The organism is Bifidobacterium sp. UTBIF-78, from assembly GCF_006408945.1.
Taxonomy (GTDB): domain Bacteria; phylum Actinomycetota; class Actinomycetes; order Actinomycetales; family Bifidobacteriaceae; genus Bifidobacterium; species Bifidobacterium myosotis.
The window spans coordinates 38109-51919 of the sequence record NZ_JFAO01000019.1 but is presented as its reverse complement, the minus strand read 5'-3'; the positions used below and the strand labels follow the sequence as shown (position 1 = coordinate 51919).

The following is a 13811-nucleotide window of genomic DNA, read 5'->3' as shown; positions in this document are numbered from 1 at the left end:
GGCGGGTCGTCTCATGGGGATGGGGATGGGAATGGAGGGGAGCGGTTCAGGACGGCAATGTGCGAGCCGACAGACGATCCAAAGCAAAATCAACGAGCTTATGGCGTGGCGTACCAAGTCGTAAGAACGGGAACAACGGCAGGCTGAATACGAACAGTCCCCGATACCTTCCGTAAGGGAAGCCATCGGGGACTGTTCGGTGACGGTTGTCGATTGGCGATTCGGCCGGTCGTCGTCCGACCAGCGATGCCGGACTCAGCGGCCGCGCATGGCGCGACGGGAGACGCGCTGACGACGGTTCGGATCAATGCCCTTGGGGATGCCGTAGCCGGTCTTGGCCTGCAGAGTGCGCAGACGGTCGTCGAGCGTGGACACCTCGGCCTTGGTCAGCAGGAAGCGGCGGCGCGGGTGGATCTTGGCGATGAGCGGGTTCTTGTGGTCGGTGGGCTCGTAGCTCTTGGCCTTGGTGACGGCACTGCGCACGTCCTTGAGCTGCACCTGCTTGGGGCCGTGGCCCACGGCGATACGGTAGACCGGGATGGACGAGCCGGCGGTGACGCCCTTGATCTCGCGCTCCTGACGATCCATGGCCTTCATCACGCGGCCATAGTCGCCCTCGCCGATCAGGTAGATGCCGTTCATCGAGGTGCCGCGCCAGATGGCGTCCTTGGTACGCGGGTCGACCCACACCGGCTCCTGCGGGAAGTTGAAGCCGGCCTTGCCCATATTGCTCAGCACGCTGATGGCCGCGCCGGTCTTGCCGTCGATCTGCTTGTAGCCGACGGCGTCCGCACGACGGGTGAGCATCATCGTGGCCAGCAGGATGCCGAGCATCACGGCGGTGATCATGACGAAGATCCAGGTGAGCCAGCTCCACTTGAAGATCAGTCCGATGATCACGGCCACCACCACCGGCAGCAGGAACGAGCCGGCCTCAAGCCACGGCAGTGCCTTGTCTTCCTTGGCGGTGTACTTGTAGATCTGGATGATCTGCTTGATCGTGCTCTGCTTCTTCGGCTTTGCGTCCTTTTCAGCCATCACACTTCCTTTGTTGGGACGAAACACACACTGGGCATCAAGTCTATCAGGTGCGCTGGTCCGCGCGCTCCCTGATGCCGCCCGTCAGCGCGTGTTCAACGGTCGTCCGTCCGCCTTGAGCAGGCCTTCGCCCAATGTCTCGCTGAAGGTGGGGTGCGGGTGGATGAGCCGGGCGGCGTCCGACAGCGGCACGCGATTGCCGACGAGCTGCTCCGCCTCGGCGATGATGTCCGATGCCAGCGGCGAGATTATGTGCACGCCGAGCACGCGCGGGGTGTCCGGTTCGGCCGCGTCGCACCCGGAAATGATGGTCAGCGAGCCGCCGCTGCCGCGCATGAGCATGCGCGCGTTGGACAGCATCGGATAGATGGTCTCCTTGACTTCGACAAGATCCTCGCGGGCCTGAGCCTGATCGAGCGTGAGCCCCACCGAAGCGGCCTCGGGGGAGGAGAAGACGATCTGCGGCACGGCCTCGTCGTCTACCGGCTTGACGTGCTGTCCGTTCAGCGTTTCGGCGATCACCAGACCCTGCGCGAAGGCGCGGTGGGCCAGCGCCGGGCCGACTGTCACGTCGCCCACCGCCCAGACGCCGGACTTGCTGGTGCGTCCGTAGGGGTCGGTGACCACGCATCCGTCGTCGGCGAGCGCGACGCCCCACGCGGCATCGGTGACCGGTGTGCGCCCGATGGCCGCCAGCGCGATTTCGCCCCAGACGGTCTGCTCGCCGTCCTCGCCCGCGTGACGATAGTGGACCGTGGCCCCCAGATTCGCGCCGGTATCCACGTGGGTCACGTCGGTGTGGGTGATGACATGCACGCCGTGGCGCTTGAGCTCGCGGGTCAGGGTCACGCCGGCGCGGCGGTCCCATGCGGACAGCACGCGGTCCTTGCGGATGAGCAGGGTGACGTCCGATCCGGCCGCATTCCACATCGACGCGAATTCGAGGGCGATAGCGCCTGCGCCGATGATGACCGCGGAGGAGGGGAATTCGTTGAGTTCGAGGGCCTGCGTGGAGTCGATGAGCGCCCCGGCGAACGGGTTGCCGGGCAGCGGGCGCGGTTCGGCGCCGGTGGCGAGCACCACGTTGGGGGCGATGACGTCCAGCGCGGAGCCGGATGGTTCGGGCACTTCGGCCTTGTGATAGGTCAGGATGTCGTTCTGGCCGGGGGAGGGGACCAGATGCACGATGTGTCGGCCTTCGGCGTCGGTCTCGTCGGCGTTGAAGGATGCGGCGCCGCGCAGTACGGTGATGCCGCGGTGGGCGAGCAGGCCGGCCAGTCCCTTGACCATGGTGTCGACCGTACGCATGCGGTAGTCGCGCAATGTGCCGAAATCGATGCCGTTCACGGAGGCGTTGACGCCGAGTTCGGCGGCGCGGTGCACGACGTCGATGGTGTGGGTGGCGGTGATGATCGCCTTGGAGGGGATGCATCCGCGGTTCAGACAGGTGCCGCCCATGGTGGCGTCGCGCTCGATGAGAGCCACGTTCATGCCGAGTTCGGCCGCTCGCAACGCCGTCGAATAGCCTCCAGGCCCTGCGCCGATGATTGCCAGATCGTATTGCTCGCTCATGAATCCTCCTCGAATCGGTCGTACCCTATGACAACTGCTGCCAATTATAGGAAGCCATGGTGCGATATCCGCGGGAAAACGACGAAGCCCCCGTGATGGGGGCTTCGCAACGTCGGTGAGCAGAAGAAACGAGGAGGTAAGGACGGACTAGTCCTCCGGCCAGTGGCCGCGCTTGTCGTACCGCGGCTTGGGGAGCCTCCAGCGACGCATCTGGATCGAGCGGCTCCATGCGTAGGTCAGGGAACGGGAGCCCTTGGCCACGGACGCCTCGCCATACTTGGCGATGAGCTTCTTCTTGAGCTTGCGCCACATCAGCGCCACGTCGATGATCACCAGAATGAGGTAGCCGTACATGAGCACCATCATCAGGATGGACGTCCAGGCGTTCTGCGCCACCGAGGTGACCACCATGGACAGGACCAGGATAACGATCATCACCGGGATGAACCATTCGCCGAGGTTGATGCGGGCGTCCACGTAGTCGCGGATGTAGATGCGCCACGGCAGACGCTCGGACTTGGGCATGTGGTTGATGTCGCCTTTCTGCATCGCCTCGTATTCGGCGTTCTCGCGCTCGCGCATACGGGCCTTGGCGGCCTTGGCGCTGGCCTTGCGGTCGGCCGGGACCAGCGGGCGGATGCCGGCGGCCTGCGCCTTCTTCATCTTCGGGGTCGGGCGGCCCTTCGGACCCTGCGGGTCGGCCTTCTTGACGACGGGCTCAGCGGGCTTCTGGGCCTCTTCCTTCTTCTTGAACGGATTCCATGTCATGCTTTGAGGTTACGGTGACGTTCAGACACTGTTCAAGCGGTGTTTGCGGTCTGACCGCTGCTCTGACCGCTGCAATGACGCCGTTATATTACCGATATATAAGGAGGGCACATGGCCGCATCCAACGCCGAGAGGCTGTCCGCCGATGAGATTCGCGCGCGCGTGGAATCCGACTGGAACCGCATCGTGGAACTGCTGACGCGCAAGATCGCGTTGCGTTCGGTTTCCGCGCAGGGCATCACCGCCGAGCATATGAGGCGGTCCGCCGAATTCGTGGCCGAGGAGCTTCGCCTGGTGGGCGTCGACGCCAAGGTGGCGCAGGCCACGAACGAGGACGGCACCCCGGGGGCGTGGGAGGTCATCGGCTCTCGCGTCGTCTCGCCGGACGCCCCGACCGTGCTGCTCTATGCGCATCATGATGTGCAGCCGGTGCCTGACGCGACCGCATGGGACACTGATCCGTTCACGGCCACCGAGGTTGACGGTCGTCTTTACGGTCGCGGCTCGGCGGATGACGGCGGCGGCATCGCCATCCATTCCGGCGCGTTGAAGGCGCTCGGCGACGATCTCAAGGTGAACATCAAGGTGTTCATCGAGGGCGAGGAGGAGATGGGCTCGCCCAGCTTCATCCCGTTCATCGAGGCGCACCGGGACGAATTCGCCGCCGATGTGATCATCGTGGCCGACTCGGGCAACTGGGCGCCGGACATCCCCTCGCTGACCACCTCGCTCAGGGGCAACACCACCGTGGACGTCACCGTGCGCGCCCTGACCCATCCGGTGCACTCCGGCCAGTACGGTGGCCCGATCCTCGACTCCACCACGCTCGCCGCGATGCTCATCTCCTCGCTGTACGACGGCGACGGCGACCTCGCGGTGCCGGGCATCGCCGCCGACGAGCCGGTGGGTGGCCTGCAGCAGGACGTGGACGAGCACGGCGTGCGCGCCGACGCCGGCATCGTGGACGGCTATGTGCTCGCGGGCACCGGTTCGCTGGCCTCCCGCCTGTGGACCAAGCCGTCGCTGACCGTGATCGGCCTCGACGCCCACTCGGTGGAGGGGTCGTTCAATGTGATCAGCCCGGAGACCAGGTTCCGCCTGTCGCTGCGCACCGCGCCGAGCCAGCGTCCGGAGGAGGCGCAGGCCGCGCTGATGCGGTATCTGGAGTCGTCCGCGCCGTTCGGTGCGCAGGTCGAGGTCGAGGCCGGCGACAACGGCATGGGCTGGGCCATGGACCCGAACGCCGAAGCCACCCAGGATGCGCTCGAGGCCATGGCGGAGGCGTTCGGTGTGGCCCCGATCAACCAGGGCCAGGGCGGTTCGATTCCGTTCATCCCCGAACTGCAGCGGCTCTTCCCCGGCGCCCAGGTGCTGGTCACCGGCCCGGAGGACCCGAAGTCCAACGCCCACAGCCCCAACGAGTCCGTCTCGCTGCCCGGTCTGAAGAACGATGTGATTGCCGAGGCCCTGCTGCTCGACAAGTTGGGGAAGCCGGCGAAGTAGTCCGGGGATTTCCGCAGGGATACTCCGGGATTCCCCGGGATGATGCAGGGGCGGGCCGATTGTCGGACGCCCCTATTGCCTTCCGTCCGGTCTTGCCCTATAGTCTGGAGAGTTGACACGGGAGCTGCCGCAGGGCGGCTGAGAGGAGACGTGCAGTCTCGACCGATGGAACGTGACCGGGTAATGCCGTCGTCACGGAATTGTCGCTCTTATCTACCCGTGCCTGAACCAATCCGCGTGCGGCCCACTCGTCATGGCCGTATGCGAAATGAGAAGAAGGGCACTCACATGGCACAAGCTGTGGCCAAGGCCAACTACAAGTGGCGCGTCGTCGATATCGTCGTGGCGTCCATCGTCGCCGTCGCATCCGGCGTCATCTTCGCCGGTTGGGATCTCATCTACAAGATTCCGACCACCGCGTTGGATGCGGTACTCCCCGGATTCAGCGGTCTGGTATGCGCGTTCTGGCTGTTCGCCGGTCCTCTGGCCGGACTCATCGTGCGCAAGCCGGGCGCCGCCATCTACGCCGAGCTGGTCGCCGCCTGCATCGAATACATCATCGGCGCCGGCAATGTGTTCGGCATCAGCGGCTCCATCATCATCGGCCTCGTGCAGGGCGTGTTCGCCGAGCTGGCCTTCGTGCTGGTGCTCTACCGCAAGTGGAACCCGCTGATCGCCACGCTCTCCGGTCTGCTGGCCGGTCTGGGCAACTACCTGTACGAGTTCTCCCCGTTCGGCGGCTACGTGGGCATCGGCTACTTCAGCACCTACGGTCTGTGCTACCTCGTCACCACGCTGATCTCCGGTGCCGTGATTGCCGGCGTGCTCATGTGGTACGTGCACCGCGCCATCGCCGCCACCGGCGTGCTTGACCGCTTCGAGTCCGGCAGGACGAAGGCGCTGGTCTGATCGGTGGATGTCCATATGACATTGCAGCAGGTGGCCCCGGTCGGCGTCGAGGCGCGCGACTGGGGCTGGCGTCATTCCACGCGCAAGGACTTCGCCCTGCGCCATGTGGATCTGACGATTCGTCCCGGTGAGCGCGTCCTGCTTCTGGGCGCGTCGGGCGCCGGGAAAAGCACCTTCATGGCGGCCATGGCCGGTGTGCTGGGCAGCGATGACGAAGGTGAGAGCGAGGGCGAGCTCCGCATCGGCGGAACGGACGCCAATACGGCCAGAGGCAAGGCTGGTCTCGTTCTGCAGGACCCGGATTCCCAGATCATCCTCGAGCGTGTGGGCGACGACGTGGCCTTCGCCTGCGAGAATCTGGGCGTGCCGCGGGAGGAGACATGGCGTCGCGTGCGGTCGGCGCTCGACATCGTCGGCCTCGAATCCCTGGAGATGAACCACTCCACGCGCCATCTGTCCGGTGGTCAGCGTCAGCGGCTGGCGTTGGCCGGCGTGCTGGCCATGAGGCCCGGCCTGCTGCTGCTCGACGAACCCACCGCCAACCTCGACCCCGACGGCGTACGTGAGGTGCATGACGCGGTCAAGCATGTGATCGAGTCCACCGGCCAGACCATGGTCGTGGTCGAACACCATATCGACGTCTGGCTTGATCTGGTGGATCGCGTGATCGTGCTCGGCGCGGCGGCGGGGAAGCACGAAGGCGGCGTGCTCGCCGACGGGACGCCCGACGAGGTGTTCTCCACGATGGGCGACGTGCTCGCCGAAGGCGGCTCATGGGTGCCGGGGCGTGCGATTCCGCATTTCCCGCCCAAGGAAGCCGCGTCGGAGGCTGCGTCGGAGACCGCATCGGAGGAGTCGGAGGAAGCCTCTCACGATGGCGTTGTCGGTGCCGGTGCTGCTGACGGTGAAGGTATCGGCGCCGCCGATATCGTCCTGTCCACCGAGGACCTGTCCTTCGGCCGCAACGGGGTGGCGCTGGGCGAGCATGTGAGCCTGAGCTTCCGTCGCGGCCGGGTCTATGCGCTGATGGGGCCGAACGGCGCCGGCAAATCCACGCTGGCGCTCACCTTGGCCGGCCTGCTCAAACCGGTCGCCGGCCGGGTCCTCATCGCCCCGGAGCTTGCACCCCGCAAGGATCGTCGCGAGCCCTTCGCATGGAAGAGCCGTGAACTGCTCGGTCGCATCGGCATGGTCTTCCAGGAGCCCGAGCACCAGTTCGCCGCCAACACCGTGCGCGACGAGGTGGCCATCGGACCGAAATCCATGGGCAAAAGCGCCGACGAGGCCTATGCGATAGCGGATCGGCTGCTCGAACGGCTGCGACTGTCCCGATTCGCCCAGGGCAACCCGTACACGCTGTCCGGCGGTGAGAAGCGCAGGCTTTCGGTCGCCTCCATGCTGGCGGCGGCGCCTCGCGTGCTGGTCATGGATGAGCCGACGTTCGGACAGGATTTCCGTACCTGGAGCCAGATGGTGGAGCTCATCGCCGGCATCCGCGACCAAGGCTGCACGGTGATCATGGTGACGCATGACGAGCCGTTGGTGGAATCGCTGGGTGCGATTCCGGTGCGTTTCGCCGTCACGCCCACTGATGCCCGGAATGACTCCGGTGACTCCGGTGCTGGTGTCTCATCGCAGGAAAGGAATGCATGATGAGCGTGCTGCAGGATTCCTCCATGTCCGTTGTCGTCACGCCGCCCGACCAGCGCCACGAGCCGGTTCAGCCGGCCTCCCAGTCATGGCTGATCGCGCGTCTGAACCCGGTCAGCCGTTTCATCTGCCCATTCGTGATGAGTCTGCCGCTGTTCACCACGCTCGACGTGGTCTCCGCGTCCATCCAGTTCGCGGTGGTGATGCTGGTGCTGTGGGTCACCGGCATCAATCCGCTGGTGGTGTTCCGTCGGACGTGGCCGGTGTGGATCGGCGCGGTCGGTGGTTTCATCACCATCGTGCTGTACGGCCGCACCAGCGGAACCGTGTACTTCTCATGGGCCGCCATCGTCGTGAGCGAAGGCTCCCTGTATCTGGCGACGGCCACGTTCCTGCGCGTGGCGGCGATCGCGGTCCCCAGCGTGATGTTCATGCTGGGCCTCGATCCCACCGATCTGGCGGACGGTCTGGTGCAGATACTGCGCTTGCCGTCGCGTTTCGTGTACGGCGCCCTGGCCGGCATGCGCATGTTCACGCTGCTGCAGGAGGATTGGCGTGCGCTCGGCCTGTCACGCCGTTCCCGCGGTCTGGGCGACGGCAATGCATTCGTTCGCATGTTCGCCCAGGCGTTCGGCCTGCTGGTCCTGTCGATCCGCAGGGCGACGAAGCTCGCCACCGCGATGGAGGCCCGGGGCTTCGGCGGCTCCACCGAACGCAGCCAGGCGCGTGTCTCGCGGCTGCACACCATCGACTGGGTCTCCTACGTGGTCAGCTTGGTGATTCCTCTGGCGGCCGTCACCATTGCCGTGGTCACCGGCAACTGGCATTCGCCCCTCCGCGGCGCCTGAGCCGCGCGCCATTGTCGCGAACAAGTCGGTTGCCCAACGATTGTGTCCGGGCCCACCGCCGATACGGATGTGCGGTAGGGTAGGGCGTATGCCCATCAATGCCCAGATTCTTGACAATCCGAAATCCGACCGGGTGCGCCGCGTCGCGGACCTCGCGCGCGCCAAAGGACGCGAGCGCTCCGGACGGTTCCTCATCGAAGGGCCGCAGTCGGTACGCGAGGCCGTCACCTGGCGGCCCGACGTGGTACAGGACCTGTACGTCGAGGTCGCGCAGGCGCTCGACCATCCGCGTATCGCATCCTCCACGCTGGAGAAGATCGTCGACACATCGCAGGACGCCACCATCTACGTCCACCGCTGCACCGGCGAGGTGATCCGCCGCATCAGCTCCGACGCGCAGGGCATCGTGGCGGTGGGCAACGCCAACGCGATACGTTGGAGCGTGGAGGACGTGGATCTCGGCGGAGCCCCGCAGGTGGCGGCCTTCTGGCAGGTGCGCGACCCGGGCAACGCCGGCACAGTGATTCGCGCCGCGGACGCCGCCGGATGCGACGCCGTGGTGTTCGTGGACGACTGCGTGGACATGCTCAACCCCAAGGTCATCCGTTCCACCGTCGGCTCGCTGTTCCATCTGCCGGTGCTGACGATGGGCACCGAGGAGTTCTTCGCTTGGACGGCCGCCCAGCATATGGACGTATGGGCCGCCGATGTGTACGGCATCCCCGGGCGTGAGCCGGAAAGCCTGCCGTCGGTGCTCGCCGACCCGGATGCCGCAGGACGACCCAAGACCGTGCTGTTCGGCAACGAGGCGCGTGGGCTTGAGCCCGGGATCCTCGCCCGCTGCGGCCGTATCGTCTCCATCCCGCTGTACGGCAAAGCCGAATCGCTCAACCTCGCCACCTCGGCCGCGGTGATGCTGATGAGCCTGGCTATGTCGCGTCATATTGAAACAATGTGAGTTTGGAAAAAACTCTGTAAAACGCTGAGCAATCATCGGACGAAAGGGTTCTCGTGGCAGAACAACTGGTGTTCGACGCCGACCAGGTGACCGCAGCGGTCGCCGAGGGCATCGAGAAAATCCAAGGTGCCTCCAATCTGGAGGAACTTAAGGCCATCAAGACACAGTACGCAGGCGCCGATTCGGCGATGACCCAGGCCAGCAAGGCCATCGGTTCCCTGCCCGCAGACCAGAAGAAGGAAGCCGGCAAGCTCATGGGCAAGCTTCGCGCCGACTTCGGCCGCGCGTACGGTCCCAAGGAGATCGAGCTCAAGGAAGCCGCCGAGAAGGCCGCGCTGGCCGCCGAAACCGTGGACATGACGCTGCCGGTCAACCGCAAGCCGCTGGGCGCGCGTCACCCGCTGCCCAAGCTGATGGAGGACGTCGAGGACTTCTTCATCTCCATGGGCTGGCAGATCTCCTCCGGCCCCGAAGTGGAGGCGGAGTGGTACAACTTCGATTCCCTGAACTTCGGCCCGGACCACCCGGCGCGTCAGATGCAGGATACCTTCTACGTCAAGGGCAATCAGGCCAAGGACGCGGCCGGCTTCGTCGGCTCCAACATGGTCGTGCGCACGCAGACCTCCTCCGATCAGGTCCGCGCGCTGCTCACCCGCGGCGTGCCGCTGTACATCGCCAGCCCGGGCCGCGTGTTCCGCACCGACGAGCTGGACGCCACCCATACCCCGGTGTTCCACCAGTGCGAGGCCCTCGCCGTGGACAAGCACCTGACCATGGCCGACCTCAAGGGCGTGCTGGACAAGCTCGCCGTGGCCATGTTCGGCCCCGAGGCCAAGACCCGTCTGCGCCCGAGCTACTTCCCGTTCACCGAACCGAGCGCCGAGCTCGACCTGTGGTTCCCGGACAAGAAGGGCGGCCCCGGCTGGCTCGAATGGGGCGGCTGCGGCATGGTGAACCCGAACGTCCTGAAGTCCGCCGGCATCGACCCGGAGGTCTACACCGGCTTCGCATTCGGCGTGGGCATGGAGCGCACGCTCCTGCTGCGCAGCGACATCAACGATATGCATGACCTGGTCGAAGGCGACGTCCGTTTCGCCGAACAGTTTGTGATGGGGGAGTGAGTTACCCATGCCTATGATCGATATCGATTGGCTCAAGGACCATGTCGAGGTTCCCGAAGGCCTGACCTACGAACAGCTTGCCAAGGACCTCGTCAAGGTGGGCCTTGAGGAGGAGGAGATCCACTCCTCCCAGGTGACCGGCCCGATCGTGGTGGGCTACGTCGTGGACGCCACCCCCGAACCGCAGAAGAACGGCAAGGTCATCAACTGGTGCCACGTCGACGTCGGCCCCGAATACAACGAGACCGACGAGAACGGCAACAAGGTGCCGCGCGGCATCATCTGCGGCGCCCCGAACATGGCCGCCGGCGAGAAGGTCGTCGTGACCCTGCCTGGTGCCGTGCTGCCCGGCGACTTCAAGATCGAGCCGCGCAAGACCTACGGCCACATCTCCAACGGCATGTGCGCCTCCGAGCGCGAGCTGGGTCTGGGCGACAACCACGACGGCATCATCCTGCTGCGCAACTACGGCTTCTCCAAGGCCGAGTACGACGCGCTGAAGCCCGGCCAGGACGCCATGCACCTGCTGCATCTCGACCAGCCGCTGCTGGAGATCAACATCACCCCGGACCGCGGCTACACGCTGTCCTACCGTGGCGTGGCACGCGAATACCACCACTCCACCGGCCAGCCGTACACCGATCCGGCGATCGCCCTCAGCGAGAAGGCACCGGACACGGCCGGCTACGAGCCCGGCACCAAGGTGGACATCGACGTTGAGATCGACGACCAGAACCCGATCCACGGCGTGCCCGGCTGCGACCGCTACTACGCCCGCGTGGTGCGCAACTTCGACCCGTCCGCGCACACGCCCAACTGGATGCGCCGCCGCCTGACCCGCGCCGGCATGCGTTCGCTGTCGCTCGCCGTGGACGTGACCAACTACGTGATGCTCGATTTGGGCCAGCCGATGCACGCCTACGACCTCGACAAGCTCGAGGGTCCGATTGTCGTGCGCCGCGCCCGTGAAGGCGAGAAGCTCACCACGCTCGACGGCAAGAACCACGACCTGAGCGTCGAGGACCTGCTCATCACCGATTCCCCGAACGGCGAGAAGGGCTCCCGCATCATCGGCATCGCCGGCGTCATGGGTGGCATGTACGGCGAGGTGACCGCCGAGACCAAGAACATCCTGCTGGAGGCCGCGCACTTCGATCAGGTGACCATCGCTCGTTCGGCCCGCCGTCACAAGATCCCCTCCGAGGCGTCCCGCCGCTTCGAACGCGGCGTCGACACCGCGCTGCAGCCGGCCGCCGCCGAAATGGCCGCCGAGCTGCTGGCCCGCTACGGCAATGGCGAGCCCAGCGACTTCCCGAATGACCTCAACCGCACGCCGCGTCCGAAGACCATCCATTTCAAGGCCTCCGAGGTGGCTCGCGTGGCCGGTCTCGACGTGGACATCAACCGCATCTCCGACATCCTTACCGACATCGGCTGCACTGTGGCCGGCGGCGGTAACGGCGAGTTCTCCGTCACTGCACCGACCTGGCGTCCGGACCTTAACGAGCCGTGCGATCTGGTCGAGGAGATTGCCCGTCTGGTCGGCTACGACCAGATTCCGGTCACCGTGCCTCCGGCCCCGGTCGAGGGCCGTGTGGGCCTGACCCCGGACCAGCTGCGTCGCCGTCGCATCGCCGACGAGCTTGCCGAGTACGGCATGGTCGAGGCGCTGAGCTACCCGTTCGTGGGTGACGAGGACTACAAGGCCTTCGGCTACGACCCCGAGGCCACCAAGCAGGTGAGCGTCGAGATCGCCAACCCGCTCTACGGCGATCGGCCGTTCCTGCGCCGCGAGATCCTGCCCACGCTGGCCACCACCGTGCAGCGCAACATCCGTCGCGGCATTGAGAACGTCTCCCTGTACGAGCTCGGTCATGTGTACCTGTGGGACCCGAACGCCCCGGTCATCCCCGCCCTTCCGGGCGGCGTGCGTCCGAGCGAGGAGCAGCTCGCCGCGCTTGACGCCGGTCTGCCGGATCAGCCCGACCATGTGGCCGGCATCCTGACCGGACTCGCCGAGGACGAAGGCTGGCTGGGCGGCAAGCGCTCGGTCGACTGGTCCGACGCCGTGGAGGCCGTGCGTCGCATCGCCGACCGTATCGGCGCCGTCATCGAACTCGACCAGCCGGCCGCGCAGAACGTGCCCGCACAGTGGCATCCCGGCCGTGCCGCCCGCGTGATGGTGGGCGACCTGTTCGTGGGCTGGGTCGGCGAGCTGCACCCGCGCGTCAACGAGGCATTGGGCTTCCCGGCCCACTCGGCCGCGTTCGAGCTCAACCTCACCGCGCTGTTCGGCACGCTGAGCGGCAAGCCCGTGCAGGCCAAGCCGATTTCCACGTTCCCGCCCGTCAAGCAGGATCTGGCCTTCACCGTGGACTCCACCGTGACCGCCGCCCAGCTTGAGGCCGTGGTACGCGAGGCGGCCGGCGCCAACCTCGAATCCATCGAGCTGTTCGACGTCTTCACCGGCGAGCAGGTGGGCGAGGGCAAGAAGTCCCTGGCCTACGCCGTGGTGTTCCGCTCCCCGGACAAGACCCTGTCCGCCGAGGACAGCGACGCCATCCGTCAGGCCATCGTGGCCAAGGCCGCCGAAATCGGCGCCCAGCTGCGTGCCTGACACAACGACCATCAAGGAGCGCCATGAGCCAACCGGAGCAGCACAACGAACCGGAATACGGTCAGTATCAGCAGCCTGAGTACGGTGCGATGCGGAGCAAGTACGGACCGGACTACAATCCGTACCTCTATGGCGCTCCCGAACCCGACAAGCCCAAGTCGGATTCCGTGAATGGTAATGCGGATGCCGCTGCAGGGGCGACCTCACCGTTCGCTTGGCCGCAGGGCCCACAGGGCAACCAGCAGGCTGGCGGTCAGGGCCAGTTCGGCTGGCCGGGTACCGGATTCGGGTCCGGGCAGCCGGGTGGGCAACAGCCCGGTCAGCAGGGGCAGTCGGGCCAGTCCAGCTGGCAGCCCAATGGATCCCAGCAGGCCGGCCCCGGATACTATCCGGGCGGCTATCCCGGCATGCAGGGGCAGCCGTATCCGCCGCAGGGCCAGCCCGGCGGCGGGCAGGGGCCCCAGGGCAACCGTCCGCCGCGCTTTTACAACGGCGTCAATCTGGACGATCCCTCCCAGAACCCGTTGTACGGGCACTGGGACTCCTATGCGATCATCGCGTTCGTGCTCGCGTTGTTCTTCCCGGTCCCCGTGCTCTCCGCGTTCATGGGTGTCGTGGCCATGTGGCGCACCCGCACCTTCCATATGAAGGGCTTCGGTCTTGCGGTGGCCGCAGTGGTGATCAACGTGCTGTACACCATCGCGGTCATCTGGATGGCCATGAACGGCGTCGACGCCTCGACGCTGTATCAGGAGGCGTTGCAGCAGCTTATGGGCAACGGTTCCGGCGGCTCCGGCTCGACCGGCGACTCATCGCTGTCCGCCTGA

The 13811-nt window shown here is 66.0% G+C and carries 11 protein-coding genes and 1 riboswitch; of the genes, 8 read left to right on the top strand and 3 right to left on the bottom strand.

What is annotated here, in order from left to right:
• Positions 1-255: 255 nt before the first annotated feature.
• The 3 genes from BG22_RS05235 to BG22_RS05225 form a co-directional block, all read right to left on the bottom strand.
• The gene (locus tag BG22_RS05235; protein WP_140493842.1) at positions 256-1038 is read right to left on the bottom strand and encodes a DUF4191 domain-containing protein; all 783 of its coding nucleotides are present in this window, start codon (positions 1036-1038) and stop codon (positions 256-258) included.
• Positions 1039-1122: 84 nt separating this feature from the next.
• Entirely contained in the window at positions 1123-2610 is a 1488-nt protein-coding gene (locus BG22_RS05230) for an NAD(P)/FAD-dependent oxidoreductase (RefSeq protein WP_140493840.1), read from the bottom strand.
• Between the two features lie 147 nt (positions 2611-2757).
• A complete protein-coding gene (locus BG22_RS05225) occupies positions 2758-3378 on the bottom strand; it encodes a DUF3043 domain-containing protein (RefSeq protein WP_094667712.1) in 621 nt (206 codons plus the stop codon).
• A 111-nt stretch (positions 3379-3489) separates the two neighbouring features.
• On the opposite strand from BG22_RS05225, the gene BG22_RS05220 reads away from it, so the two are divergent.
• The 8 genes from BG22_RS05220 (at position 3490) to BG22_RS05185 (ending at position 13811) form a co-directional block, all read left to right on the top strand.
• Positions 3490-4881 carry a dipeptidase gene (locus tag BG22_RS05220; RefSeq protein ID WP_140493838.1) on the top strand — a complete coding sequence of 464 codons (1392 nt, stop codon included), beginning with the start codon at positions 3490-3492 and terminating at the stop codon, positions 4879-4881.
• 107 nt (positions 4882-4988) lie between these two features.
• Positions 4989-5097, top strand: a riboswitch (TPP riboswitch).
• Between the two features lie 72 nt (positions 5098-5169).
• Entirely contained in the window at positions 5170-5790 is a 621-nt protein-coding gene (locus BG22_RS05215) for an ECF transporter S component (RefSeq protein ID WP_094667710.1), read from the top strand.
• Positions 5791-5805: 15 nt separating this feature from the next.
• On the top strand, positions 5806-7443 hold the full coding sequence (locus BG22_RS05210; RefSeq protein ID WP_181163391.1) for an ABC transporter ATP-binding protein: 1638 nt from the start codon (positions 5806-5808) through the stop codon (positions 7441-7443).
• Entirely contained in the window at positions 7440-8288 is an 849-nt protein-coding gene (locus tag BG22_RS05205) for an energy-coupling factor transporter transmembrane protein EcfT (protein WP_223852026.1), read from the top strand. The genes BG22_RS05210 and BG22_RS05205 overlap by 4 nt, the downstream gene beginning before the upstream one ends.
• 88 nt (positions 8289-8376) lie before the next feature.
• On the top strand, positions 8377-9246 hold the full coding sequence (locus BG22_RS05200; RefSeq protein WP_140493836.1) for an RNA methyltransferase: 870 nt from the start codon (positions 8377-8379) through the stop codon (positions 9244-9246).
• Positions 9247-9299: 53 nt separating this feature from the next.
• The gene (gene pheS / locus BG22_RS05195; protein ID WP_094667708.1) at positions 9300-10367 is read left to right on the top strand and encodes a phenylalanine--tRNA ligase subunit alpha; all 1068 of its coding nucleotides are present in this window, start codon (positions 9300-9302) and stop codon (positions 10365-10367) included.
• 7 nt (positions 10368-10374) lie between these two features.
• Positions 10375-12984: a phenylalanine--tRNA ligase subunit beta gene (gene pheT, locus BG22_RS05190; RefSeq protein WP_094667707.1), complete on the top strand. Its 2610-nt coding sequence runs from the start codon at positions 10375-10377 to the stop codon at positions 12982-12984.
• A 23-nt stretch (positions 12985-13007) separates the two neighbouring features.
• Positions 13008-13811, top strand: a complete 804-nt coding sequence (locus tag BG22_RS05185) for a DUF4190 domain-containing protein (protein WP_094667706.1) — start codon at positions 13008-13010, stop codon at positions 13809-13811.

What these genes read in the sequence shown, in the direction of transcription:
- BG22_RS05215 (WP_094667710.1), top strand. Translation starts at nt 5,170, where the DNA reads ATGGCACAAGCTGTGGCCAAGGCCAACTACAAGTGGCGCGTCGTCGAT.
- BG22_RS05225 (WP_094667712.1), bottom strand. Translation starts at nt 3,378, where the DNA reads ATGACATGGAATCCGTTCAAGAAGAAGGAAGAGGCCCAGAAGCCCGCT.
- BG22_RS05210 (WP_181163391.1), top strand. Translation starts at nt 5,806, where the DNA reads ATGACATTGCAGCAGGTGGCCCCGGTCGGCGTCGAGGCGCGCGACTGG.
- BG22_RS05235 (WP_140493842.1), bottom strand. Translation starts at nt 1,038, where the DNA reads ATGGCTGAAAAGGACGCAAAGCCGAAGAAGCAGAGCACGATCAAGCAG.
- pheT (WP_094667707.1), top strand. Translation starts at nt 10,375, where the DNA reads ATGCCTATGATCGATATCGATTGGCTCAAGGACCATGTCGAGGTTCCC.
- BG22_RS05200 (WP_140493836.1), top strand. Translation starts at nt 8,377, where the DNA reads ATGCCCATCAATGCCCAGATTCTTGACAATCCGAAATCCGACCGGGTG.
- BG22_RS05220 (WP_140493838.1), top strand. Translation starts at nt 3,490, where the DNA reads ATGGCCGCATCCAACGCCGAGAGGCTGTCCGCCGATGAGATTCGCGCG.
- BG22_RS05185 (WP_094667706.1), top strand. Translation starts at nt 13,008, where the DNA reads ATGAGCCAACCGGAGCAGCACAACGAACCGGAATACGGTCAGTATCAG.
- BG22_RS05230 (WP_140493840.1), bottom strand. Translation starts at nt 2,610, where the DNA reads ATGAGCGAGCAATACGATCTGGCAATCATCGGCGCAGGGCCTGGAGGC.
- BG22_RS05205 (WP_223852026.1), top strand. Translation starts at nt 7,440, where the DNA reads ATGATGAGCGTGCTGCAGGATTCCTCCATGTCCGTTGTCGTCACGCCG.